This is a genomic window from Thalassotalea sp. Sam97 (assembly GCF_041379765.1).
Lineage (GTDB): Bacteria > Pseudomonadota > Gammaproteobacteria > Enterobacterales > Alteromonadaceae > Thalassotalea_A > Thalassotalea_A maritima.
The window spans coordinates 114,010-140,089 of sequence record NZ_CP166919.1; the positions used below are offsets into that span (position 1 = coordinate 114,010).

Sequence of the window (26,080 nt, forward strand, 5' to 3'; positions counted from 1 at the left end):
TTCTTGCTATATGGCTGAAATGAAATTTTTGACCTAAAGTTGCTTTTCCTCTTTGATAGAGATTACCACAGTGTCATCTTTTAAAATCTTTGCTCCATTTCGTGTTTTAAGGCGGCCATCAAGGACATTGCCTGTTGCAGTAACCCGAGTTTCAGGAAAGCGTACATCAATGCCAACCGAGTTGAAAACAACATTTTCAACCAGAAGGCTATCTAGGGCTTTGTTTAGGTAAATACCAACGTCATTGGGGCAATTAACTATCGTATTTTTCAGCATTTTACCATTGTAATGCTCAACATCACATTCTTCAGTTTGGCAATATTGTTTCCCTGTTCCACCACCGCCGAAAGATAGTCCGACTCTTACATCATTTGGTGACTGATGTGGCACTTTCCATTCACAAGAAACCAAATTATCTTCAAATACGCCATTTTCGCCCCCGCCTTTTAGAAATGCTGCGTACGATATTTGATTTCCTGCAGCTTTTGAAAAATCAGCGATAAAGTTTTGCTTAATTAGCCAATCGTTACCGCCAATAATATCAAGTGGCGTTATAGCGGATCCTGTATCGCGGCGCCATTCGTTTATAAATGTATTGTGGTTAACGGTTACGCTATCAGGAAATGCTTTGGTGCGGGTTCTGTGGTTAACCCAACCATTACTTTTTATGTGTGAATTAAAATTAATGAACTCATTATTCTGTATGATTAGATTATCGGCATCACCAACGATATGCATTGCATGCTCACAAGCGCTATCTGTTGCGCACATACCTTTGAAGATTAAATCTTCAAATATCCAAAATGCTTTGTTGATATAAAATCCTTCGTAACTGTTCAGTTCTAATACGACACTACCCACAGCTTCTGCTCTAAGGCGGATAGGTTGTTCTTTGATGCCGTGGTTGCCAAGCGCAATACTCCTTTCCTTGATCTGATACTTGCCCGATGCGAGAACTATATCGCTACCCGGTGGCGCATTTTTGAGTGCTTTTAGCAATGCAGTTTCATCCGTAACATAGATTTCCTTTTGGGGTATGAAGTTACCATATGGTAGATATGATCCTACACCTGGAGTGCCGTTACGCTTGATGTTGATGTTGATGTTATTGTTACCTTCCGTTAAAGGTGTATGATTTTTGGGTAGCGTATCCTTGTCAAGATATGCACCTTTTAAAGCGATATAGGCACTACTTAGGTGTTGGCTAAAACTACTTTTTATAGCTATTAGGTGGCTGGGAAATAATAGGAATGATACACCTATGCTGGCTAACGCTAACATGAATAGGGCAATGAAACTTTTTATTATCATTTTCAACATATCGTTTATTTAAAAAGTTAAGTTATAAATTTCTTCTGATAATGCACTTTGTGTATTCAGATAAGTTATTATGAATAAGGGGGTATTCCTGTATTAAACATCTGCCAATTGCGACTACTGCATGTTATTTTTTATTAAAGCCGTTAATCTGGTAACTTGTTTTGCTAATAGTTTTCTGTTTTTTTTGGTCTCGACATTTAGGCGCAAAACAGGCTCAGTATTTGAGCTTCGAAGATTAAAGCGCCAATCTATGAAGCTCATTGATAAACCATCGGTCAAATCAATATATTCTGCGAGTGCTTGGTAGTGTTTTTTTACTTTTTTTATAACAGCATCGCTATCACTAACGGTCATATTAATCTCTCCCGAAATTGGGTAGCGATGCTGCATTTTCGTAATATAACTCGACAATGGTACGTCTTTTTGGCTGATAAGTTCTGCTATTAATAGCCAAGTAATCATCCCTGAATCACAATAATTGAAATCACGGAAGTAATGGTGAGCACTCATTTCACCACCGTAAATGGCATTTTCATCACGCATCCGTTGTTTGATAAACGCGTGCCCCGTTTTACTCTTTACTGCGATCCCTCCTGACGCTTTAACGACTTCCTCAGTATTCCAGTAAACACGCGGATCGTGAATGACTTTTTCTGGTTTGTTAGCTTTAGTTAAAAATGATTTTGCCAATAATCCCACCAAATAATAGCCATCGATAAACTGACCTTGTTCATCAAATAAAAAACAGCGGTCAAAATCACCATCGAAAGCTATGCCAAAGTCTGCACTGTGTTCGATGACTGCTTCTGAAGTTTGTTGTCGCCCTTCCGGTAATAAAGGGTTAGGGATGCCATTAGGGAAATTACCATCTGGTTGGTGGTTGATTTTAATGAAGTCTATTGCGTAATTTATTTGCTGTAATTGTGCTTCAATTTCATCAATTGCATGTCCTGCGACACCATTACCACTGTTTACAACGATACGCAGCGGTTTTAGTTTTGTAGGGTCGATAAAACTTAGCATTTTCTGGGCATAGGCAGCTTTACAATTTATGCTGCGACAGTGGCCTTTTTTACTCGTTGTAGAATTTTTGTCGTTTAGTAAATAGTCTTCGACTTTATCTTTTATTGCTAGTAAGTGGTTATCATTGGAAATCGGAATACTATGCGTTTTAACTAGCTTCATACCGTTGTAGTCTTTGGGGTTATGGCTAGCGGTAATTTGTATCCCACCATCACAATTAAAATATGACGTTGCAAAGTAGACTTCTTCTGTTCCTGTAAGGCCTATATCTATGACATCAACACCGGAGTCGATAAAACCCGCGATAAGGGCTTGCTTTAATGATTCAGAGGATAGTCTGTTATCAGCACCAATGACGATTTCTTTGCAGCGTATTTCATCGGCGAATGCACAACCGATGTAATAAGCTATACGCTCATCAATCTGAGCTCCAACTTTGCCGCGGATATCATAAGCTTTAAAGCACGACAGTGGATTAATTGCGTCCATAGCGGTCCTCAAAACGAACGATGTCGTCTTCTCCAAGATAACTGCCCGTTTGTACTTCAATGATGTGGACAGGAATTTTGCCAGGATTTTCTAAGGCATGGACAACACCTACCGGTATAAATGTTGATTCGTTCTCACTAAGCAAGAATGTTTTATCGCCATTGGTTACCTTGGCACTGCCTGATACGACTACCCAATGTTCAGCGCGGTGGTGGTGCATTTGAATAGAAAGCTTTTCACCTGGGTTGACGACAATATGTTTTACTTGATAGCGTTCTCCGTAGTCTACACCATCGTAACTTCCCCACGGGCGATATACTTGTCGTGGTAGTTGTACTTCAGTACGTTCGTTTTGTTTAAGGTGCTCAACGATGGCCTTAACATGTTGTACTTTATCTTTCTTGGCTACGAGCACAGCATCCTTGGTCTGTACAACTATGGCATTATTAATACCGACAGTGGTTACTAATGAGTTTTCGGCTAGGACTAAATTATCATTCGATTGGTGGCACACGACGTCTCCTCGTGTAACATTATCATGTTCATCTTTCTCACCAATTTCCCATAATGCAGCAAAGTTGCCTACATCACTCCAATTAGCTGCTAATGGTAAAACGACTCCGCGAGTGGTGTGTTCAAAAACAGCATAGTCGATTGAGTCAGCAGGACATAAATGAAACTCGGAGGCATCGATACGTGTAAAATTCATGTCACTAGATTTACGGCTTAAAGCTTTTTTACACTGGCTGAGTATATTCGGATTGAACTTAGCAAGCTCTTCTAAATATGTTTTCGCAGAAAACAAAAACATACCACTGTTCCATAAATAATCACCACTTTCTATATAAGCTGTCGCGGTTTCAAGGTCTGGCTTTTCAACAAATTGATTCACTTTAAAACCATTGTCGAGTGGAGCACCTTTTTGAATATAGCCATAACCTGTTTCTGGCTTGGTTGGAACGACGCCAAAAGTGACCATGTTGTTGTGACGAGCCATAGGTAGGGCTTGCTCTATCGTCTGACAAAATATATCGGTTTCTTGAATAACATGATCTGCACTTAATACTAATAAAATGGCATCGTCATTTTGTTCCAAAGCATGTAATGCCGCTAATGCCACAGCCGGGGCCGTATTTTTGCCTTCCGGCTCCAGTAGTATTGGACCGAGTTTATCGATAGCTCTTAGTTGCTCAGCAACAATGAAGCGGTGTTCTTCATTGCAGACGACTAGAGGTTGTTCAATTGGTAATTGCTCTAAACGATTTACGGTTTGTTGGATCAACGAGTATTCACTATTAATTTTAAGAAATTGTTTGGGGTATAAGGCTCTTGATAATGGCCAAAGTCTGGTGCCGTTTCCGCCTGCAAGTATTACTGGAGTGATCATAGTTTCATTCTTGTTATTACTATTACATTAAATTTAGTCGAAAATTTTAAGAAGACGAATATTTGATGCATCACTAGTGTTATTTTTTTGCTATAGCGTGCCTGTTTTTTCTTAGTGTAACTTGTTGATATGGTAGATTTTACTTGTAAATGAAAGCCATATTTATATTTTTCGTCTAAGCTTAATTAAAATAACAAAAAATTAGCGATACTATGGATGCAATAGGAGATGCGATTGGCCAAGCAGGCTACTTGTTAAGCTCTATAACCTATCTTATTTTTTTAGTGCTATTGTGCGTGGCTCGTCAGGCTACGTTTGCCACTAAATTATTAATGTTAACGGTTGCGGCGATCATTATCGCCAGCATTATGGCTCTGGGGCAACTTCATTACTCGTACAGCCTTTCTTTGGTGTTGCTTGTTGAACCGATAAAACATCTGCTCATTTCTTCCTTGTTACTCGCCATAAAATTTAATATCTCTAACTATATGGAGCTACTTAAGACTCGTAGTTTTGTCTACTGTTTATCTGCGATGCTGGCTTTGTCTATGGTGGTGTGGATGCTATTTATCGGTATGGTCTCTGCATATTGGGTATTTGCACTATTACTTGTTGCCAACTTGGTACCACTAATTGGGGTTGAGCAGTTATACCGCATGGCTGATCAAAAGCTTCGTTGGTCACTTTGGCCTTTAGTGATTGCATTTGCTACACAGCTTATTTTTGATTTCGTTTTGTATTCGCAAGCCTTACTTGTTAAGCAGCTAGACTTTAACCTTTGGTATAGCCGTGGTTATGTGCTTTGCATCTGTCTGCCTTTTCTACTCTTAGCGAGTAAGCGTATCAAGCATTTGAGTAGTAATTTATTTGTATCTCGAGAAGTGGTGTTCGTGAGTTCACTATTAATGATAGCTGGTTGCTATCTGTTGTTGTTAGCCGCTACAGGTTATGTGATTCAATTGATTGGTGGTCAGTGGAGCGAATTTTTAAGCGTTATGTTTTTACTAATTGGCGGTCTGATTTTAGCTACCTTATTACTCACTGACACGTTTAGAAGAAAAGCGAGAGTTTTTATCTCGAAACATTTCTTTACTAACAAGTATGAATATAGAGAAGAGTGGCTTAAGGTTACTGATGCAATCGAAGCGGCAGAGGACGATGATGTTTTCACTGTTGCCGTTAATGTTATGGCGTCTTCTATTGATGCGCAACAGGGGGTATTGGTTGAGCGTTGTGCATTCAATATGCTTAAGTCTCGTGGTAGCAAAGATTTCATGCTATCGGCAGATGCAGAGCAACAATTAAAGGCAATTTTGCAATTTTGCAATTTTGCCAAGTAAAGCAATGGATTGTTGATGTACGTGAATATCAACGATATCCGCAACGCTATCGCTCGTTAACGATTGATGCGTTGGCACTGCGAGCAAGTGGTGTTGATGTTATCGTACCTTTGTATCAACAGCATAAACTATATGGTGCATTCGTGTTACAGCTTGGAGCACAGCGCGTAAGTCTTGATTGGGAAGATCGGGATTATTTATTTGCTGTTGCACGGCAGCTAGCAAATTTTATTTTCATGAAAACGTTCAAAAGTCAGATTATTGAAACTGAACAATTGGCAGCATATAACCGCATGTCGGCTTTTTTACTCCATGATTTAAAAAATGTGCAAGCGCAGATGGCACTGATAACGCAAAATGCTCACTTTCATCGAACGAACCCTCAATTTGTTGATGATGCTTTCACTACCGTCGAAGAGGCAACGAAAAGGCTGAGCAAAGTCATCGAACAATTGAGTAATCAGTCAGCCTGGCAACAGCCAAATAAAAATTCGGACATTAATATTAGCGAAGTTATTGATGAAATAGCTAATGGTCGAGGTTGGCACAAAACACAGCTAGAAAAAGATTGCCCACCTGATTTACGTCTTTCGGCGAATAAAGAGCAATTTAGCAATGTGTTAGCGCATGTGATTGATAATGCTTTTCAAGCAAAGCGAAAAGATTCTGATGTCCTTGTTAAGATTATTGGCGATAAGTTACAAGATAAACTATCTATTACCGTAGAAGACAATGGTTGCGGTATGTCGAAAGACTTTATTGAACAGCACTTGTTTGCGCCATTTAAGACTACCAAAGGCAATGCTGGCATGGGAATAGGAGCGTTCGAAGCAAGGCAATTTTGTCTTGATATGGGCGGCTTTATGGATGTCGAGAGTGAAGAGGGCAAAGGCACGCGCTTTACTATGTATTTGCCAGTTGAAAATAATGATAACAACAGAGGTAATTAAGCAATGGAAAACTTATTAATCGTTGATGACGATAAGGGGATACAGAAGCAAATAAAATGGAGTTTAGCCGATTATCATTGCTTGTTTGCCGATAACCGACAACAAGCCATCAATATGGTAAGACTGCATGAACCTAAAGTGGTCTTGCTTGATATGGGCCTACCACCTGATGCATCGAATGCCAGCGAAGGGCTACTTGCATTGCAGGAAATCATCAGCTTAATGCCATTGTGTAAGGTCATTGTTATTACAGGTAATGATGACCGACAAGTGCCAATAGAGGCGATAACTCGCGGTGCTTATGACTACTTCCAAAAACCTGTCGATAATGAGCTAATTAATGTGATTGTTAGTCGGGCATTTTATTTAGCCAATATTGAAGCTGAAAAGAATGAAATCAGCCGCTTGGCAGGGGGAAGTAATAATATGATTGGCAGTAGCGAAGCGATGGAAAGCTTACGTAGTGTTATTGCTCGTATTGCTCCGACACAAATCAGTGCATTGATTCTCGGTGAAAGTGGTACTGGTAAAGAGGTTGCTGCACGAGCTATTCATCAGCAAAGTGATCGCGCTGGCAAAAATTTTGTAGCGATTAACTGTGCATCGATTCCTGAAAACTTGTTAGAAAGTGAGCTATTTGGCTTTGAAAAAGGAGCATTCACTGGCGCTCATAAAACCACCAAAGGTAAAATTGAATTAGCACAAAAAGGTACACTATTCCTCGATGAAATCGGTGATATGCCAATGTTGCTGCAGGCAAAATTGTTGCGCTTTTTGCAAGAACGGGTTATCGAACGAGTGGGTGGTCGTCAGGAGATTGATGTGGATGTAAGAGTGGTATGCGCAACTAATCAGAATTTAGCTACCTTAGTTTCCGAAAAAGTGTTTCGAGAAGATCTGTACTATCGTATTAGCGAGATTGAGTTAAAGCTAAAACCTCTGAGAGAGCGAGAGTTAGATGTTGTGTTACTGGCGCAGTTTTTCTTACTGCAAAATGCTCGTGAATATAATACCAAGGTAAAAGGTTTTAGTGACAATGCGATTGATGCTCTGAAAGGCTACCAATGGCCTGGAAACATTCGAGAATTACAGAACAAAGTAAAGTCAGCGGTCATTATGGCGCAAACCAGTTTAGTGAGTGAGTATGATTTGGGTCTAGCGGTACCTGATGCGACTGGATTGCAATTGAATTTACGCACTGTGAGGGAACGAGCAGAGTCAAAAGCTATTAAGCAAGCCCATATTCTTGCTAAAGGTAACATGAGTAAAACCGCAGAGCTACTTGGTATTACTCGACCAACGTTATATGGCTTAGTCGATAAGTATGACTTACAATTACCTGAATTAGTGAGCGAAAAGTGTCAGATTTAGTCTGAACTAATACAAGTGAGGGATACAAAACTATAAACGTCCTCAGCGAAAATGGTAACGTACCCTTTTCGCTATCGTAGGATAGCCTCTAATCGTCACCTTAGTTAGCATGCCGAGCTAATTGGGTTTAAGTTTGGGTTGTAAAAATCACGTGTTTTTTAGGTGGCGCTTCTGTTCGATAACTTTATCCAGATAACGATTTAACTTGAGCTTTTTGTTGATGTTTAACTGTAAGTATTCATCAATATCTTTGAGGCTAATATTAATACTATTGGCATCTTCTAATAACTGAGTTGGCAATATAGTATTATCATTTGCAGGCAAGGTTGCATTGTCATTAGTTAGCGGACCAAGTTCTAAAGCAAATTCGTTAAGGACATTCTCGATATCAGTCGCCTTAAACAGTTTGATATCATTTAAATAGCCATATAGTAAAACTCGGTCCATTAACAAGTTAACTTTGCGAGGAATGCCGCCACTCTTGTGATGCAATACAGGTAAGCAATCATCACTTATGAGCCTTTCTTGTGCACCTCCAGCTCGATTCAAACGGTGATGGATATACTCTTCCAGCTCATCCATAGTCAATGGTTTTAAGTGGTAAGAGGCAATAATTCGTTGCCGAAATTGCTCCATGTTCGGGTGCTGTAGTTGTTGTTTAAGCTCGACTTGACCAAGTAAAAAGCTTTGCAATAGAGGTTTGTTATCTTGTTGAAAATTAGAAAGCATGCGCAACTCTTCTATGGTTTCCATAGGTAAGTTCTGTGCTTCATCGACAAGCAATAAGGCACGTTTACCAACGGAGTGGAGTTTTAACAGAAAACTTTCAATGGCGTGTAAAATGCCAGCTTTATTGCTTTTATCTACACTCAGGTGAAATTGTTCGGCAATAATAATGAGCAAGTCTAGCGGTGATAAGTTTGAGCTAACAATCTGTATGGCGATAATGTCTTCGCTATTAATATCGGCCAATATACTGCGCGCGAGCATGGTTTTGCCAGTGCCTATGTGACCGGTAATAACGATAAAGCCTTCACCTTGTTGCAAGCCATACTTTAAATACGCCATAGCTTGGCTATGTTCTTTTGAACCAAAAAAGAATTTAGGATCAGGACTTAGCTGAAACGGTTTCTCGGTTAACTGATAAAATTTTTCGTACATAATTAAAATAACTTTTCAAATTGCACGGACAAGCGATTTTCTTCGTAGTTATAAATGCTACTCGAATCACGATTGACATGCTGTGCGCTATATTGTGTGGAAACTTTTTGACTTAGTTGTTGCTGCCACGCAAGTCTGTAAATTCGATAATGGTCTTGTTGGCGGATATCGGTATTATTGGTATCACCACCAAAGGTGATACGGTTGTATGATGTTGAAAGTTCTAATGTATTATGTCTATTAAGCGCTCTATTAATACGAAAAGAGGCTGATTGATACTCATCTTCATTATTGGAATCTAAATTGTTACGACGAGTGTGGTTCACATTGAGTTGGTATGAATTGCGTCTACCATTGAAGTCCAAACTCATAGTTAACGCTTTGTTTAGAGTGAAGCTTTTGTTTTCATCGGCAATCAATTCTCTATAGCTAGTCGCTAAGTAGTAATTACTGAGATCTTCGTTATCAGAAGGTTCAAATAGACATTGTTCTATGTTGCTAGGATCAGCAGTTAGGCACCAAACATTGATAAGGTCACCTTCGACGTATTCGAGCCTATCGAAAGCATCTAGCGTTTCATCATAGGCTAATGAGACGGTTAGGCGTTTATGACGATGTGAAAATGATCCCTGATAAGCATCTCCAAAAAAACGCTTATAGTAGCTGGCTATCAATTTGGTTCTAGGTGATGGTTGCCAGCTTACATAAGCGCTAACATGATCATCCGCCTGCTGCCCCTCATCTAGTTGGTTATTTTGTTGTACCCAATTATAAGCAAGTTCAACATCGATTAACTTGCCTACTCGCCAACTGAGCCCAGCTCCCAAAGAGCGATTACCAACAATTGTATTATTATTGATATTGCCACTGGTATCTTCATCGTAATAGCGTACAAATGGGTTAATGTGATAATTACTGATCAAACCAAGTTGGGCCTCGATATTGTAAAATCGACCCGTTAATGTATCGTTTTCATAATCGTTATAAAGTCCGTTCAATCGCCAAAAGATTGTTCGACTAGCGACGCCGCTGTTACCACTAAGTGTGGCATTATAGCCTTTTCGCTCCGATAAATTATCTTTATAGCCTGTGTTAGTAAACGCTATTTGACCAGTAATGCCAAAGGCACTTGATTCTGTAGCGTAGCTCAAACCATAGCTGCTATTTGTAGATTCAACTGTATCGCCACTCACTATATCTGCAAGAGCATTACGAGAATTCGAAGCACTTATATTGCCTATTTGGTGAGAGCCGAATAAATTAAACCCTGTATTAGCGAGTTTGATTTGTGCATTGATATCTGCGCTATTGAAACCGCTATCAAGGTCGTGGTTATGGCTATAGAAAGCGCGAATGTGCTCATAACCTCCTTCTAAAGAGATGTCCCGCCCTTGATAGCCAATCATTATTCCAGGTGTGACCAAAGTCACTAGGGACTCTGTCTCCTGCTCTGTCGTTAATTGGACATTATCCGAATATACAATCTCTGCAGTGAGTTTAGGTGCTAGCTGCAAACCTTGTCCATAACTAATGTTAGGCATCATCAGCAGGCTGATTAATGCGCCTGCTGAGGCATATTTGTTTTTATTATTTGGTGCCGTAGCCATAGCCATAACCGTAGTAGCCGTAGTTATCCTTATGTGAGTGGATCGCTTTATTCATGACAGTGCCTTTTGCTAAGCTATCGGGTAATAGCTCGTTGGCTTTTTGAATTTCATGAATGCTTGAGCGGTTTTCTTCGACAACAATCAAGGCTTGCCCCATCAATTGGCCAAGAATTGCTGTTTCATTAATACCTAAAAGAGGTGGGGTATCGAACACAACCAGGCGGTCACTATAGCGTTGTGATAGTTGAGTACAAAGTGCCGCCATTTTTTCACTTGCCAATAGCTCATTTGCTAAATAGTGATACCGGCCTGAAGGAATAATACGAAAATTATCGACATTGGTGGGATAAATAATATCGGCTATATCGTCTACATCTCCTAGTAGGTAATCAATTAACCCTGGACGATTTTCAAAGCCAAGAGTCTTGGGAATACTTGGTTTTAATACGTCTGCATCTATTAGTAGTACGGTTTTGTCTTGCTCTAGGGCGACGCTAACCGCAAGATTAATTGAGATAAATGTCTTGCCTTCGTTTGCTTGAGATGAAGTTATCATTACTAAGTTAGAGTTGTGTAATGTTCTTGCCATCGCCCCGAATGCGTTGTTAATGAGTTTACGCTTGATTTGTTTGAACTCCCCTCGCAATAATGATTGCTCTTTTCTAAGTTCGGCTTCTTCCTCATTGTTTGCTTGCTCAAGCTTAAACGGTGTAAGAAAATGATTGTTTATCATTCGTTTATGGCAAAGCTTGATTACATCATTAGCTCTTGATGTGTCTTTGTCATTAGCTAACGGTGATGGTGCTGTCGTTGAGATATCATCAATAGCTTGTTTAGTTACTGGTTCAAGATCAGCTGTTACCTCACTAGGCGTAACATCCTTATGTGGCTCTTCGTTAATCAAAGCTTGCTCATCGATTTTTTTTTGTAATGCTTTTTGAATGGTCGACATTAGAAAAACCTTTTTACATGAGGTTGAATTAAATCTGGTACTTGGAAATAAATAATAAACAACACGAGTATTGCGAATAAAACACTAGTCGAGACTATAAATAACCTGTTTTGGCGTTTATATTTGGTCATGATATTCAGATTTTCAGTCGCAGATATTACGCCAAAGACGGGCAGTTTTGTGGTTCTGGTTAACTGATTGCTAGATATCACAGTAGGATTTATTTGTATCTGTAAAAAAGCAATCCCAAAGCCCGCGGCGAGCGCAACAATGAAGGAAGCAATAAAGTATAGCACTCGATATGGACCACTTGGCTCTAGAGGCAATTTGGGAGGGTCAATGACTCGAAATTGTATTTTTTCGGTTGTTCTTTCTGCCTCTTGCGCCAGCATTGCTGTCTCTTTGCGTTCAAGTAACTCCTCATATCGAGCTTTGGTAATGTCATAACCGCGATTAAGTGCAGTCAGTTTGGCGTCAATTTCTGGGATTGCGAGAATATTTGTCTCAAGTCCTTGTACTCGCTGGCGATAATCATTGACACGCACTTTTAGTGATGCGACTTCATTTTGTAAATTATTGGCTTGAATCTTCATATCCTGATAAACAGGGTTTTCATTGAGATTCGTTACCGCTTGCGGGTTGTTTTTTTGCACCTCAATATAGCGTTCAATCTCTTCTTCTCGCAATGCGTTAAGATCATCGTAGCGTCGCTTTAATTCTTTTATATCAGGGTGTCTTTCAGTGTAGAGCAGTAGCATTTCATCAATTCGTTGCTGTAAAGCAATTAAACGAGAATCATATTCGGTGGTAAAGCTATTGGCACCAGAATTTCCTGAATATAATCCAAATACAGGCTCTTCACCCACTAACTGTGCCTGTGCCGAATCCAACCGAGTTTGAGCTTCACGTAAAGCGAGTTCGGCTTCCTTCAGACGTGCTTTTTCAGCTGCGAGGGCTTGGCGAAAATTAACGGTGTCCCCTTCCAAAAAACCACTGTATTGTTGTTTGAAATTCTTCAACCTTGTCTCTGATTCAAGAAGGCGCTTCTCATAATCTTCAATTTGCTCATCAAGAAATTTATGAGCACTATCAGTATCTTGTCGTGTTTCACCAAGGGTGTTTTCAATAAATACAGTAAGTGCCGATTGGACAATGTTTTTTGCAAGTTCGGGTTCTTTTTCCGTTATCGCAATCGTGAAGATATTTTCTCTGCCGGCGGCAGAGAACTTGATATCGGATCGGAGGTTATTAATGATTCTTTCGTAGTCTTCTTCAGTTTCTGCTTGAATATCTAAGTCAGTCATTCGCGCAATACGTTCAAGGTTAGGCCGACTAAGCAAGGTTTTTACAATCAAGTTTACTTGAGTGTTTGGATCAGTCTCTACCATCAACCCGCGCATCAAAGGACGAATTAACGATTGCGTATCAACATAAACTCGAGCCTCGGATTCATATTGATCGGGCATAGAAGAAATAGCTAACCATGCTAAGGGGCAAATTAGCCAACTACTAATAATGGCATAATGTTTTTTATGCCAGATACTCAGTAATAGCTCTTTAATAATCAGAAATTGTTCTTGCATAAGTGAACCAGCTTATATTTTTATTAAAACCATGCTTCAGGAATGACGATGATATCGCCGGGAAGGATATCGACATTGGCTTGGATATCACCATCTCTGACCAAGTCTTCTATGAATATTCTATATTCTCGCTGTATACCGTCTTCAATACGCACTAACGTCGCATCATTACCATCAGCAAATTCGGTTAAGCCACCTACACTAATCATTACATCAAGCAGTGTCATATACTGGCGATAGTTTATTGCTTGAGGCTCTGCTGCTTCACCAATAACTCGAATTTGTTCACTGTAAGGGCCAACAAACCCTCCGACAGTAACGGTAACAATAGGCTCTCGTAAATATACAGACAAACGCTGTTCTATTTGCCGCGCTAGCTGGGTTGGAGTCAATCCTGCTGCCTTGATATCTTCTACTAAGCTCGTAGTTATACGGCCATCGGGTCGCACTAAAAACGAACCTGATACTTCAGGATTGCGCCAGACAAATATGTTTAAATTATCGCCAGGACCGATAAGATAGTTGTATGCATCAGCGGTGTCTGTATTAGCAGAATATAGTGTTGCAGGGGGTAGTGTTGGTGTGCCAGAACAAGACATCAAACAGCATAAAGAAATCAGTGTCAATATTGGCCTTGTACGGTATCTTGTTGTTTTTATTAGTCCATTTAACATGCGGTAAATCTCTATATTAATTATTGTTATCACAATTATGAGATTAGACCAAAGAACGTTTTTTGCACAAAAAAGCTGAAAAAAATTTGCCTTTGATGTTATTCGTCTATTATTAAGACAAAGCTTGCTTAAATTAACAACAACAATAGGCTTGTAATAGCTAGTAGTTTTTAAGCGATTTATGGCAATGTTTTTTGTGCTTTAAATTGTGTTTGGATGCTGTTTACAAGCAAAACGGAAGGAATGACGTTTTGCAAACAAATTATCATAACCATACTCGATGGGCGATAAAGCTGTTGATCGTCATCGACTTTGCCTTGCTCGTTTTGAGTCTGTTGGCTGTTACTCAAATCATATCAATTTCATCACCTGGATTTAAATCTCCTTTCGTTTTGTTTGAAATGTTGATAGCGGTACTGATATTGCAGCTAATGTTCTTTAGCCTTGGCTTGTATCAGTCGCGGATTAGAGAAACTTTTTGGGGAATTGTTCAGCGTGTTTTCGTGGCTTCAGCACTGGCGTTTGCACTGTTGATTATCATACTGTTATTGATGAGTAACACAGACATTACCCAGCCACAATTGTTGCAGTTTTGTGTTCTGAGCTTTTTACTTTGTACATGCCTCCGTATCATTTTTTATAAGCTAAATGTGTTGTCGCTCGTCAAGCGTAACGTCCTCGTTTTGGGTGCTGGCAAGCGTTCGGGGATTATTCGCCAGCGTATGCGTCGAAAAGTTGATCGACAAACCTTTAACTTGCATGGTTTTGTCGCTATGCGCGGTGATGCAATTGACGAGTCGTACCAAAGTGAAGCTCTTGTGCAACCAGATTCGTTATTGCAATACGCAATTGATCATAATATCCACGAGATTATTATCGCTAGCGATGAGCGTCGTAATAATTTACCCATCGATGAATTGTTTTATTGCCGTGTTAGAGGCATTGAGGTGACAGAAATTCTTGATTTCATCGAGAAAGAAACAGGCCAGATAGCCGTTAACTTAATGTATCCCAGCTGGTTGATTCACTCCACCGGCTTTCGCTCTCAAGATGACTTGCGTAATTCTTTAGATTATTTATTTAACGTTTTTTTGGCGTTGCTATTACTGATGCTTACTTGGCCTCTCTTACTACTGGCTATGATAGCCATTAAATTTGAAGATGGTTTAACGGCTCCCATCTTTTATCGGCAAGCTCGCGTTGGTTTGCGAGGGCGCATTTTTAATATTGTTAAATTTCGCTCAATGTGTCCAGATGCAGAAAAAGCTGGTGCACGTTGGGCTAGTGCGGGCGATAGTCGGATCACCAAGGTCGGGCGAGTTTTGCGTAAATATCGTATTGATGAACTGCCACAAATTTTTAATGTGCTCAGTGGCGACATGAGTTTTGTTGGCCCTCGACCTGAGCGTCCTGAATTTGTCGATCAACTTAAACAAAAAATTCCTTATTACGATGAACGCCATAATGTCAAAGTCGGCTTAACGGGTTGGGCTCAATTGAAATACCCCTATGGTGCTAGCGAAAAAGATGCTGAAGAAAAGCTTAAATTTGATTTGTACTACATTAAGCATCGTGGCTTTTTACTGGATTTACGGATTTTGTTACAAACCGCGGAAGTCGTTGTTTTCGGCAGAGGGAGATAGCAATCATGCATGTTGGTGCTATGACCGTTGATGTTGAAGATTATTTTCATGTTTCAGCCTTTGAGCAAAAAATACAAAGACATGATTGGCCAAGCTTACCGGTACGAGTTGAAAAAAACACTCACAAAATTTTGGACTTATTAGATGAGCACAATGCCAAAGCGACTTTTTTTGTCTTGGGGTGGGTTGCTGAACATTATCCGTCCTTGGTGCAGCGCATTGTTACTGAGGGGCATGAGTTGGCGAGTCATGGCTATTTTCATCAACGCTTAACATCATTAACTGATGAACAGATCAAGACCGATATAGGTGACAGCAAAAAATTACTGGAAGATGTATCCGGTCAACAAGTTATCGGCTATCGCGCGCCGAGTTTCTCTATTTCTAGTCGAAATATTGAAGTGATGGATACGTTGTCTGAGCTTGGATTTAAATACAGTTCCAGTACCTACCCTGTCAAGCATGACCTGTATGGTGAACCGAATGGACAACGGCAGTCCTATAAAACCGCTAGTGGCTTATTGGAAATCCCTATGTCGACATTGAAGATTGCTAACAAGAACTGGCCAATTTCGGGAGGCGGATACTTTCGTTTATTACCGTATTGGTTATCCGTCGCAGCGATAAAACGTTATCAGGATAGCGATCGAGATCCTTATGTTTTTTACTTTCACCCTTGGGAAATCGATCCAGAGCAGCCTCGTATTAAGGGCGTGCCGTTAAAGTCTAAGTTTCGTCATTACACCAATTTACATCGCATGCAACAGAAGTTGACATGTTTATTAAAGCATCATGAATGGAAATCTTTTCAACAACTTTACTTTGGGAAGCAAGCGATATGATGGCAGAAGAAATACAAACTGTAACGGTCAATAGGGCAACAGATGCCGACTTTGAAGCATGGGATTGTTATGTGAAAAGTCACCAAGATTCGACGTTCTGTCACCGCTTTGGTTGGCAAACAGTATTGTGTAATGCATTTGACCATCGTAATCACTCTCTAATTGCCACAAGGGAAACTGAACAAGGCCCCAAAGTTGTTGGTGTGTTACCTCTCTTTGAGGTGAAAAGTCGTTTGTTTGCGCATGCGCTAATATCGTCGCCATTTTGTGTTTATGGCGGCGCCGTCGCCGATGATCACAATGTTCATATATTGCTGGAAAAATCAGCAATTGATTTGGCTGAACAGTTACGTGTTGATTATTTGGAACTGCGGTATAAACAAAAAACTAAAAGTTTACTTACCGAGCAGAGTAAGCATGCAACATTTATTACAGAAATTGTTCCTGAACCAGAGAAAAATTTACAAAAAATACGCAAAAAACAACGAGCAGTGGTTCGTCATTCGTTAAAAAATGGGCTCTCCCTGAGTAGTGCGACAATCGACCAATTCTATCGATTATTGTCGATTAACTTTCGTGATCACGGTACTCCGGTTATGACTAAGCGTTATTTTTACGAGTTAGTGGATGCTTTTTCGGCCGATATTGATTTACTGACTGTCGAGCACGACCGCAAACCAATCACGAGTGTATTGAGCTTTATCCATCAGCAGCAAATCCTCCCATATTACGCAGGTAGCGATGCTGAGTGTAAACAGTATAAAGCAATGGACTTTATGTATTATCAATTGATGAACCGAGCCGCGGGTAAAGGGCTCACTGAGTTTGATTTTGGCCGCAGTAAAAACGACAGTGGAGCTTTTCGTTATAAAAAAAATTGGGGTATTACGCCTCAGCCATTGCACTATTGTTATCACCTTGTTGAGGCGACGGAGTTACCTAATTTGTCACCAAACAATCCCAAGTATCAATTTTTTATAAAACTATGGAAACGGCTACCGCTAGGTATCAGCCAGTGTTTTGGGCCATATTTAGCAAAGAGTTTAGGGTGATTGTTTATGACTGAGAAACCCGGATTATTATTTCTTGCACATCGCATACCTTTCCCGCCTGATAAGGGTGACAAAATTCGCTCGTTTAACATGCTGAAAAAGTTAAGCGAAGATTTTGATGTTTATCTTGGTTGTTTTATTGATGATGCCAGTGATCAAGGAAGAGAGCGTGCATTGCTGCCCTACTGCAAGCAGGTAATGGCGTTACGGCAGCATAAGCTGCTATCGAAATGCATGGGGTTAACGGCGCTCGCTACAGGTAAATCGATAACTGAGCCATATTACTATAGGCAATCAATGCAAAACTGGGTGAAACACATCGTCGTTAGTAAATCGATCAATTACGCCTTTGTTTACTCATCGTCAATGGCCCAATACGTGATGTCGGATGAATACAACCAATTACACCGAGTAATCGATTTAGTTGATGTGGACTCGGATAAATGGCGACAGTACGCTACAACTCAGTCGGGTGTATTTGCTTGGTTGTGGCGTTGGCTCTACCAGCGAGAGTTTCTGACATTGTCTAAGCTTGAACGGCAAATTTGCGACGTGTTTAATCACAGCCTATTGGTATCGGATGACGAAGCCAATTTATTTAAAAGTCAAACTCGAGCCGATTTACACCATAAAGTGTCTGGTGTGTTAAACGGTGTTGATGTTGAATACTTTGCCCCTGGTGCAACAGATATCGAACCTTTATCTGCACCACTGTTGTCGCGCAGCGTGGTATTTACAGGTGCAATGGATTATGCCGCCAATGTGGATGCTGTTATCTGGTTTGTTGCTGAAGTTTGGCCGCAAATATTAGCGCATTTTCCAGAAGCCCATTTTTACATTGTAGGTGGTAATCCTACTGCAAAAGTTCGCGCGCTTTCACAGAAGTCAGTGACCGTAACTGGAAGGGTCATTGATGTGCGTCCATATATCTTACAAAGTCGTTGCGTGGTTGCGCCTCTGCAAATTGCGCGAGGTATTCAAAATAAGGTGTTGGAAGCCATGGCTATGGACCGCCCTGTAGTTTGTACTTATATGGCAATGGAAGGTATCAATGCGCCCAATTCTAACAGTGTTCGATTAACCGATGATGCCCAGGAATTTGCCGAACACTGTTTGGCTTTGTTAGCTGGGGCTCGTAACCAATCAACAAATAGAGCGTGGCTGCTTGAGCGCTTTACTTGGCAAAATACATTAGCGAATTTTGCGAGACGATTTTATCCGTTACCTGCTATTGATTGTGACTCTGTATCGTCTTCAGGCGATGATTTATTAGAGCTAACTAGTTCTCAAGAGGTTAGTAATGCCTATCGCTAGTTATCGTTTTTTACTGCTATTGACATTAAGTGTACTAATTTGGCTGATTGTCTTTTGGGATGCCGTTTTTGCTATGGAAGCGATTTGGCGTCGTTCAGATACTTTCGCGCATGGCTATTTCATTTTACCTATCAGCGTTTATTTATTATTGCGTCAACGCTGTCACCTAAAGCACGCTACAGCATCACCGACTTGGCTTGGCGTCGTCTTATTAGTGTTAGTCTGTGCGGTTTACCTGTTAGCGTTCGCCGCCGATATAAATGTGTTGATGCAACTGTCAGCGGTGCTGGCGCTGATCTTTATTTGTTATACGTTAATCGGTCATCATCTAGCCTGGCATTACAAATTTCCTTTGGCTTACTTAATTTTTATGGTGCCAATGGGCGAAAACTTAATTCCCGCGCTACAAGAAATTACCGCTGATATTAGTGTGTTAATGCTCAATCTATTCGGTATTAGTAATTTCAGAGAAGGGCTCTATATTCAACTGCCATCAGGTATGTTTGAAGTCGCGGTCGCTTGCTCTGGCATCCGTTATTTAATCGCGTGCTTAGCGCTAGGCACTGTTTACGCTCATTTAACTTACCGCTCATTGCCCAAACAACTATTGTTTATAGCATTTTCTATCGCGATGCCTATTGTCGCCAATGGCATTCGAGCATTTTTAATCATGTTTATTGCGCATACATCCGATATGAAATATGCCACAGGGGTGGACCATTTGATCTATGGTTGGCTGTTTTTCGGTTTCGTTATCGTGCTTATGTTTTATATCGGTAATAAGTTTGCCGATTGTGGGCACAAGGCGAGCACGGCAAGTGGCTTTGTGAAAGCTGATACTAGCGTATTATATGGACATATTTCAGCCCTAATAGTTACCCTTTTGCTGACAATACAGTTGCAAAAAAATGTGGATACAGTGACTTGGGCCAGCGTGCATGCGTCAACAGCCAATCCCAATTTACAACAGCCTAAAGATGTGGGGAAAAGACAAAATATGGCTGGCGAAGATTTATGGGGTATTGAATTTCAGAATGCCTTAAAGCATGAGCAAGTTGCCGTCGATGGTATTGACATCTTTCAAGCATTTTATGCCAATAAACAAGATGTGGGTGAGTTAATAAATCATCATAATCAGACACATAACCCAAATCGATGGACGATTGTTAGCTCAGAAATATTACATATCAATTCGCAACCATTTCGCCTAATTGAGTTGCGAGATATCCAACAAAAGTCATTAACTTACCTTTATCACTACGGTGTGGGTAGCGCTTACTATACCGATCAAAACATCGCCAAATTAGCTCAGGCATGGCAGAGTTTGCGGGGAGATAAGCGATATAGTTACGTGTTTGCTTTGTCGCTTCCTGTGGAAAAACAGAGAGCAAAAGGTCGATTTATTGACTATTTGACAAGCCCTATGTATGTACAGCATTTAGATTCAGTTGTTGCAATGCGTAGCGAGGCATTAGGTGAGGAGGTGAATAAGTTTGAATAAGAGAAGCGTAAATATTGCAATTTATACTGGTGATATGAGCTATTACACCTTGAAAAGTATTTTTAGTATAGCTGAAAAATATCGCGAAGCTACAGTTATGGTTTTTATCGATAAAAGAAAGGGACCATTATCGAAAGTGCTACGTGCTCAATTAATGAACTTGAGACTCAATGGCATTTATCGGATTCAAGAAGTGTTCAGTATATGTTGCCAAAGGTTATTAAACGGTATCTCACAAAATGGAAATATTCACGATGAGGTTATTAATTACCAGAGATTGGTAGATAATCACAACCGAATATCACTTTGCTCTGTCGAGAATATTAACTCAAAGGCATCATTCAAATTAATAAAGGACTTCCAACCAACAATTGGTATATCAATTGCGGCTCCCATACTGTCAAAGGATGTATTAGATATCGCTAAGATTGAAAATCTAAACTTGCACAAAGGTAAACTTCCTGAATATCGAGGAATGCCGCCAGCATTTTGGGAAGTTTATAATGGAGAAACTGAAGTTGGTTGCTCTGTACACACGATGAGCGAGTTTTTAGATAAAGGAGATTTGGTGTGTCAGCAACTTGTGCCGATTGATCGATATTCAACGCCTCGAGGGCTTAAAGTAAGATTAGATGAAGTCGGTGTAGATTTAATGTTAGAGGCGATAGATAAAGTTTTTGATGGTCAAAGCTTTACGAAACTATCGTATGAAAACAGCAAAGTTTATACAAAACCACCCCTTCGACTTGAGAAAGAATTATGCCAAAAGAGGCAATGCATTAGGGATGAAGTTTTTTTAAGACAAGTATTAAAATCTTCAGCGTTCATTTTTTGGTCTTTCATATTTGGACCAATCAAAGGTTGGCTTTTGGGTTTTTTGGGCAGACAAGAAGTTTCAGTTCTTCTATACCATCGAGTTAATGATAGGGATAGAGATTCGCTAACGGTCGGTATTGAGCAGTTTGATGAACAGATGAGCATGATAAATCAAAAATTTGTTGTGTCTTCGATTTCCAGTTTGGTTACGGGTAAAGTCGACCGAACAGTGAAAAAGCCAATAGTGATAATTACATTCGATGATGGGTATTTAGATAACTATCATCATGCTTACCCTATTTGTGCCAAGCATGGAATACCCGCGTCTTTTTTCGTTAGCACCGAGAATATTGAAAATAATACTCCGTTTGAACATGATGATAGTTCTGGTAAAAAATTCGAAAATATGAATTGGCGCCAGTTAAATGAGATGAAATACCATGGCATGTTTATTGGTTCTCACACTTGCTCGCATATTCGCTGCAGTGATGTCGATGATGATACATTGATACAAGAGTTCACTAAATCAAAGTTGCATATAGAGTCTAATCTTCAACAAGACATTCCTGTTTTAGCTTATCCGTATGGAGGTATTAATGATTTTAACTATCAGTGTTTGCAGAGGGCTAAAGAAGTTGGGTATCGAGCTGTCTTGTCTGCGTATGGCGGAAGTAATCGGGATATCGATTTAGCCAATATTAGGAGAAAGGGTATTGATTGGAAATTTTCTCTTTTGGCCGTAAAAGCTAGAATTTATGGTTGGGGGTGAGTTTTGTTAAGCGTAGAGGAAAGTACAGGTCAATATAAAAAAATTCACATAGTTCACATTGTTCATGGGTTTGTGATTGGCGGGCTAGAGAATGGTATGGTTAACTTAATCAATTCTCTTCCTGAAGATCGCTATCACCATAGTATTATATCCATAACTAAGCACGATCCTGATTTTGCGACAAGGATTAAGACTGCTAATGTAGAATTATACGACTTAGAAAAAAAACAAGGGTTAGGCTTCTCTTGGTTAATAAAGTGTTACTTTTTAATTCGAAGACTTAGACCATCAATATTTCACTCGCGAAACCTAAGTGGTTTAGAAGCTCAAATAGCTGCCTTTTGTGCAGGGGTGCCTATTAGAATTCATGGTGAGCATGGCTGGGATGTTAATGATTTGCATGGTAGTAACACTCGTTATCAAAAACTACGCCGTCTGATTAAACCGATTGTTCATCACTATATTGCTTTGTCTAGTGAAGCAGAGCAGTACTTGCAACACGTCATTCGTATTCAACCAGAGCGAGTGAGTCGTATTTGTAATGGCGTTAATACGAAAAAGTTTCAGCCATTAGATAATCAACATAACCCATTTGCTGAGTTTTTAGCTCCGACAGACCTTGTCTTTGGCACTGTTGGTCGACTCGCGCTTGTAAAAAATCAAGCATACCTTATTCGGGCGTTCGCTCAACTTGTAAAGCACTACCAAAATGCCAAATTTGGTCTAAAGTTGATCATAGTAGGCTGTGGCCGCGAAGAATTGCCATTAAAAAAGTTAGCAGTTGACTATAGAGTTGATGAGTATGTTCTTTTTGCCGGTGCAAGGGATGATGTCGCGACGGTTATTAATGCTTTTGATGTGTTTGTTTTGCCGTCAAAAGCAGAAGGGATATCAAATACCTTACTTGAGTCGATGGCCTGTGGGGTGCCTGTTATAGCGACAAATGTAGGGGGTAATAAAGAACTTATACCGCCAGCGCTATGGTCAGGAAATGTCGTCGATGTTGAAGATGATGAGCAGCTTGTCAGGGCTATGGGGCAGTATGTCAACAACACTCAGCTATGTCGTTTGCATGGTGAACTTGTGTTGCAACATTGCCGGAAAAACTTCAGCCTAACAGCAATGGTTGAGCAGTACGCAAGTGTATATGATAAAAATAATAAGGAGCACGACACATGTGTGGTATAGCGGGCATATTTGACCTACATAAACAGCGACATATTGATGCCTCGTTGATACAGCGTATGAACGATAAGCAGTATCATCGTGGTCCTGATGCCGGAGATTATTTTTTTGAAGCAGGTATTGCCTTAGCCCACCGTCGTTTATCTATCATCGACCTTGAAGGTAGTCCGCAACCCATGCACAGTGCTTGTGGGCGTGCGGTTATTGTGTTTAATGGTGAAATTTATAATTTTAAAGAATTGCGCCAAGAGCTTATAGGGTATGGTTTCCATTTTAATACTGACGGTGATACGGAAACCATATTAAATGCTTATTTACATTGGGGCGAGTTATGCGTAAACCACTTGCGAGGTATGTTTGCGTTTGCGATTTGGGACAAGCAAACAGCGCAGTTGTTTTTAGCCCGAGATAGGCTTGGGATCAAACCACTTTATTATAGTCTGACAGACAGTAGTGAGTTTATATTTGCATCCGAACTGAAAGTGTTAGTGGAGCACCCGGAGTTTGATAAGCGACTGCGCATAACGGCTATCGAGGACTATTTTACCTTTGGTTATATACCGGAACCGCACAGTATTTATAAGAACACCTATAAGCTACCACCAGGGCATACCCTGACAATAAAAAAATCACAATCCCAATTACTGCAACCTAAACAATACTGGGATATTCCTACTGAGCCATGTGGTTTGGATGAACAGGAGTTCAATGATCAACTGATTACTCGTCTCAAGGAAGCGGTACAAATTCGTATGGTGGCGGACGTCCCTCTAGGAGCATTTTTGTCCGGAGGTGTTGATTCGAGTAGTGTAGTGGCGATGATGTCGCAATTGCAATCAGAACCCGTGAATACCTGCTCTATTGGTTTTGATAGTGCCAAGTTTAATGAGACAGAATTTGCTGAACAGGTGGCGGATCGTTATCATACCAATCATAGGGTTAAGCAGGTGCGCCAGGATGACTTTGAGCTTATTGATGAGCTTGCCAGTTTATATGACGAGCCTTATGCGGACAGTTCAGCATTGCCTACTTACCGGGTCTGCCAGTTAGCACGTGAACATGTCACTGTCGCACTCAGTGGTGATGGGGCCGATGAATTATTTGCAGGCTATCGCCGCTATGTAATGCACGGTCGTGAAGAGAAGTTGCGTGCGGCTATTCCTTGGTCGATTCGTAAACCAGTATTTGGTCCATTGGGCGAGCTTTATCCAAAACTCGATTGGGCGCCTAGATTCTTACGAGCCAAAACAACATTTCAATCACTGGCACTTGATGGCGTGGCAGGATACCTTAATTCGATTTCCATTTTACGTGAAGACGAGCGGCGTAAACTGTATTCCGCTAGTTTCAAAAAGACTTTGAATGGATATAGCTCATTGCAGGTGTTTGATCAATACCGTGATAAAACAATCAACCTAGACCCTATCAAGACTGCACAATACCTTGATTTAAAAACCTATTTGGTTGGTGATATTTTAACAAAAGTTGACCGAGCGAGTATGGCCCATTCACTAGAAGTACGAGTACCGTTCCTAGATCACAAACTCGTTGAGTGGGGTTTTCAAGCATCTACCAATGACAATATTCAGCAGGGTATTGGAAAATTTACCTTAAAAAAACAAATGCAGCCATTACTGCCCAATGATGTGTTATATCGCAATAAGATGGGCTTTGCAGTTCCTCTGGCGGAGTGGTTTAGAGGACCATTGCAAGATAAGTTAAGACAAACACTATTATCGGATGTGATGCGCGATAGTGATATCTTCTCGATGCCTACTTTAGAGAAGCTGATTGATGACCATGTTGGTGGCGTAAAAGATAACAGCGCGCCATTGTGGACGTTAATGATGTTTGCAGGTTTCATGCAGCATGCGGGCGTTACAGGAGTTGGCCGATGAAAGTGTTACATGTATTTGACCACTCTATTCCGCTACAAAGTGGTTATACCTTTCGAAGTCGTGCCATTATCAAATATCAGCAGCAACTTGGTATTGAAACATGTCATGTGACCGGTTTAAAGCAGGGCCCGAGTACTAAAGATAGTGAAGTAACAGATGGAATTCGCTTTTACCGTGTTCACAAGTTTTATCATTTGCTGACCAAAATTCCCGTGGTGAGGGATTTGCATGTGGTTTGGACACTCTATAAGAAACTCATCAAGGTTATTAACCGGGAGCAACCCGATATATTACATGCACACTCTCCGGCCTTGAATGGTTTGGCAACGTGGCTTGCAGCAAAAAAATATAATCTACCATTTGTTTATGAGATTCGAGCCTTTTGGGAAGATGCTGCCGTCAATCACGGTACCTGTAAAGCCGGCGGCTTGCGCTATAAGTTAACACGAGCATTAGAGACTTTCGTTGTTAAGCGTGCCGATATGGTTTCGACCATATGCCATGGCTTAAAGCAGGATCTCGTTGCCCGCGGTATCAGTGCCGATAAGTTTTTTGTGATTCCGAATGCGGTGGACATTGACAAGTTTAAACCACAGACCAGCAAAGACTTGACGTTGTTACAGCAACTAGAGCTGCAAGAATGTCATGTCATTGGTTTTATTGGCTCGTTTTATGAGTACGAAGGCATAGATATGGCTATTCGAGCCATGTCTAAGCTACAACATCATAATATTAAGCTGTTGCTTGTGGGTGGCGGACCACAAGAGCAAAAATTAAAGAATTTGGTTGCTGAGTTAGGTCTAGAGGCTTCGGTGGTTTTCACCGGCCGGGTTGATCATGAGCTTGTGCAACGATATTACAGCTTAATTGACTTATTGGTATTTCCTCGCAAGCGCGAGCGCCTAACAGAGTTAGTAACCCCGTTGAAACCGCTAGAGGCTTTCGCACAAGGCAAGCCTTTTCTTGCCTCGGATGTCGGAGGTCATAAAGAGTTACTAGATAGCAGTATGCAACAAATGTTATTTAGAGCTGATTCTGAGCAAGACTTGATTGATAAAGTGATAGCGTTTGCCAATGCGCCACAGTCACTGTATCAGCTAGTGAGCGACAAAGCCGGTACCATTTGCGATACGCGCAACTGGGTGCGTAGTGTGGAAATCTACTTGCCTTTTTATCAGAGGTTGCTGGGTGAGTAGCGCATGA

The 26,080-nt window shown here is 40.6% G+C and carries 20 protein-coding genes; 12 read left to right on the forward strand and 8 right to left on the reverse strand.

The annotated features are described in order from the left end of the window. Nucleotides 1-33 precede the first annotated feature (33 nt). The 3 genes from ACAX20_RS00495 to ACAX20_RS00505 all read right to left on the reverse strand — a co-directional run bounded on the left by ACAX20_RS00495 (nucleotide 34) and on the right by ACAX20_RS00505 (nucleotide 4,219). Nucleotides 34-1,320: a chondroitinase-B domain-containing protein gene (locus tag ACAX20_RS00495; RefSeq protein WP_371187608.1), complete on the reverse strand. Its 1,287-nt coding sequence runs from the start codon at nucleotides 1,318-1,320 to the stop codon at nucleotides 34-36. 114 nt (nucleotides 1,321-1,434) lie between these two features. Continuing rightward, nucleotides 1,435-2,832, reverse strand: a complete 1,398-nt coding sequence (locus tag ACAX20_RS00500; RefSeq protein WP_371187609.1) for a phosphomannomutase CpsG — start codon at nucleotides 2,830-2,832, stop codon at nucleotides 1,435-1,437. Further along, nucleotides 2,819-4,219 carry a mannose-1-phosphate guanylyltransferase/mannose-6-phosphate isomerase gene (locus tag ACAX20_RS00505; protein ID WP_371187611.1) on the reverse strand — a complete coding sequence of 467 codons (1,401 nt, stop codon included), beginning with the start codon at nucleotides 4,217-4,219 and terminating at the stop codon, nucleotides 2,819-2,821. Before ACAX20_RS00505 ends, ACAX20_RS00500 begins: the two co-directional genes overlap by 14 nt. A gap of 212 nt (nucleotides 4,220-4,431) precedes the next feature. Between ACAX20_RS00505 and ACAX20_RS00510 the strand changes: the two genes are divergently transcribed. The 3 genes from ACAX20_RS00510 to prsR are packed head-to-tail and all read left to right on the forward strand — an operon-like array spanning nucleotide 4,432 to nucleotide 7,880. Then, nucleotides 4,432-5,559: a hypothetical protein gene (locus tag ACAX20_RS00510; protein WP_371187613.1), complete on the forward strand. Its 1,128-nt coding sequence runs from the start codon at nucleotides 4,432-4,434 to the stop codon at nucleotides 5,557-5,559. After that, nucleotides 5,541-6,509 carry an XrtA/PEP-CTERM system histidine kinase PrsK gene (gene prsK / locus ACAX20_RS00515; RefSeq protein ID WP_371187615.1) on the forward strand — a complete coding sequence of 323 codons (969 nt, stop codon included), beginning with the start codon at nucleotides 5,541-5,543 and terminating at the stop codon, nucleotides 6,507-6,509. The genes ACAX20_RS00510 and prsK overlap by 19 nt, the downstream gene beginning before the upstream one ends. A gap of 3 nt (nucleotides 6,510-6,512) precedes the next feature. Then, nucleotides 6,513-7,880, forward strand: a complete 1,368-nt coding sequence (prsR, locus tag ACAX20_RS00520) for a PEP-CTERM-box response regulator transcription factor (protein WP_371187617.1) — start codon at nucleotides 6,513-6,515, stop codon at nucleotides 7,878-7,880. Between the two features lie 147 nt (nucleotides 7,881-8,027). Here prsR and ACAX20_RS00525 read toward each other — a convergent pair whose 3' ends face one another. Genes ACAX20_RS00525 through ACAX20_RS00545 form a run of 5 tightly spaced genes read right to left on the reverse strand, consistent with a single transcriptional unit; the run spans nucleotide 8,028 to nucleotide 13,782 of the window. Continuing rightward, nucleotides 8,028-9,041 (reverse strand): XrtA/PEP-CTERM system-associated ATPase, encoded by a 1,014-nt coding sequence (locus tag ACAX20_RS00525; RefSeq protein ID WP_371187619.1) that lies wholly within the window; start codon nucleotides 9,039-9,041, stop codon nucleotides 8,028-8,030. Nucleotides 9,042-9,043: 2 nt separating this feature from the next. Beyond that, the gene (locus ACAX20_RS00530) at nucleotides 9,044-10,648 is read right to left on the reverse strand and encodes a TIGR03016 family PEP-CTERM system-associated outer membrane protein (protein WP_371187621.1); all 1,605 of its coding nucleotides are present in this window, start codon (nucleotides 10,646-10,648) and stop codon (nucleotides 9,044-9,046) included. Beyond that, a complete protein-coding gene (locus tag ACAX20_RS00535; protein ID WP_371187623.1) occupies nucleotides 10,629-11,600 on the reverse strand; it encodes an XrtA-associated tyrosine autokinase in 972 nt (323 codons plus the stop codon). The genes ACAX20_RS00530 and ACAX20_RS00535 overlap by 20 nt, the downstream gene beginning before the upstream one ends. Then, on the reverse strand, nucleotides 11,600-13,183 hold the full coding sequence (locus ACAX20_RS00540; protein WP_371187625.1) for an XrtA system polysaccharide chain length determinant: 1,584 nt from the start codon (nucleotides 13,181-13,183) through the stop codon (nucleotides 11,600-11,602). Before ACAX20_RS00540 ends, ACAX20_RS00535 begins: the two co-directional genes overlap by 1 nt. 23 nt (nucleotides 13,184-13,206) lie before the next feature. Further along, complete coding sequence (locus ACAX20_RS00545) at nucleotides 13,207-13,782, reverse strand: XrtA/PEP-CTERM system exopolysaccharide export protein (protein ID WP_371187627.1); 576 nt, start codon at nucleotides 13,780-13,782, stop codon at nucleotides 13,207-13,209. Between the two features lie 326 nt (nucleotides 13,783-14,108). Between ACAX20_RS00545 and ACAX20_RS00550 the strand changes: the two genes are divergently transcribed. From ACAX20_RS00550 to ACAX20_RS00590, 9 genes are read left to right on the forward strand one after another with little or no spacing between them, the layout of a single operon-like run. After that, on the forward strand, nucleotides 14,109-15,500 hold the full coding sequence (locus ACAX20_RS00550) for a TIGR03013 family XrtA/PEP-CTERM system glycosyltransferase (protein ID WP_371187629.1): 1,392 nt from the start codon (nucleotides 14,109-14,111) through the stop codon (nucleotides 15,498-15,500). A 5-nt stretch (nucleotides 15,501-15,505) separates the two neighbouring features. Continuing rightward, entirely contained in the window at nucleotides 15,506-16,342 is an 837-nt protein-coding gene (locus ACAX20_RS00555; protein ID WP_371187631.1) for an XrtA system polysaccharide deacetylase, read from the forward strand. Further along, entirely contained in the window at nucleotides 16,297-17,394 is a 1,098-nt protein-coding gene (locus ACAX20_RS00560) for a FemAB family XrtA/PEP-CTERM system-associated protein (protein ID WP_371187633.1), read from the forward strand. The genes ACAX20_RS00555 and ACAX20_RS00560 overlap by 46 nt, the downstream gene beginning before the upstream one ends. 6 nt (nucleotides 17,395-17,400) lie before the next feature. Next, nucleotides 17,401-18,708 carry a TIGR03087 family PEP-CTERM/XrtA system glycosyltransferase gene (locus ACAX20_RS00565; RefSeq protein ID WP_371187635.1) on the forward strand — a complete coding sequence of 436 codons (1,308 nt, stop codon included), beginning with the start codon at nucleotides 17,401-17,403 and terminating at the stop codon, nucleotides 18,706-18,708. Then, the gene (gene xrtA, locus ACAX20_RS00570; RefSeq protein WP_371187637.1) at nucleotides 18,695-20,209 is read left to right on the forward strand and encodes an exosortase A; all 1,515 of its coding nucleotides are present in this window, start codon (nucleotides 18,695-18,697) and stop codon (nucleotides 20,207-20,209) included. Before ACAX20_RS00565 ends, xrtA begins: the two co-directional genes overlap by 14 nt. After that, a complete protein-coding gene (locus ACAX20_RS00575; RefSeq protein WP_371187638.1) occupies nucleotides 20,202-21,794 on the forward strand; it encodes a polysaccharide deacetylase family protein in 1,593 nt (530 codons plus the stop codon). The genes xrtA and ACAX20_RS00575 overlap by 8 nt, the downstream gene beginning before the upstream one ends. A 3-nt stretch (nucleotides 21,795-21,797) precedes the next feature. Further along, nucleotides 21,798-22,982: a TIGR03088 family PEP-CTERM/XrtA system glycosyltransferase gene (locus tag ACAX20_RS00580; RefSeq protein WP_371187640.1), complete on the forward strand. Its 1,185-nt coding sequence runs from the start codon at nucleotides 21,798-21,800 to the stop codon at nucleotides 22,980-22,982. Next, nucleotides 22,970-24,877, forward strand: a complete 1,908-nt coding sequence (locus ACAX20_RS00585) for an XrtA/PEP-CTERM system amidotransferase (protein WP_371187642.1) — start codon at nucleotides 22,970-22,972, stop codon at nucleotides 24,875-24,877. Before ACAX20_RS00580 ends, ACAX20_RS00585 begins: the two co-directional genes overlap by 13 nt. After that, entirely contained in the window at nucleotides 24,874-26,073 is a 1,200-nt protein-coding gene (locus ACAX20_RS00590; RefSeq protein WP_371187644.1) for a TIGR04063 family PEP-CTERM/XrtA system glycosyltransferase, read from the forward strand. Before ACAX20_RS00585 ends, ACAX20_RS00590 begins: the two co-directional genes overlap by 4 nt. Nucleotides 26,074-26,080: the final 7 nt, after the last annotated feature.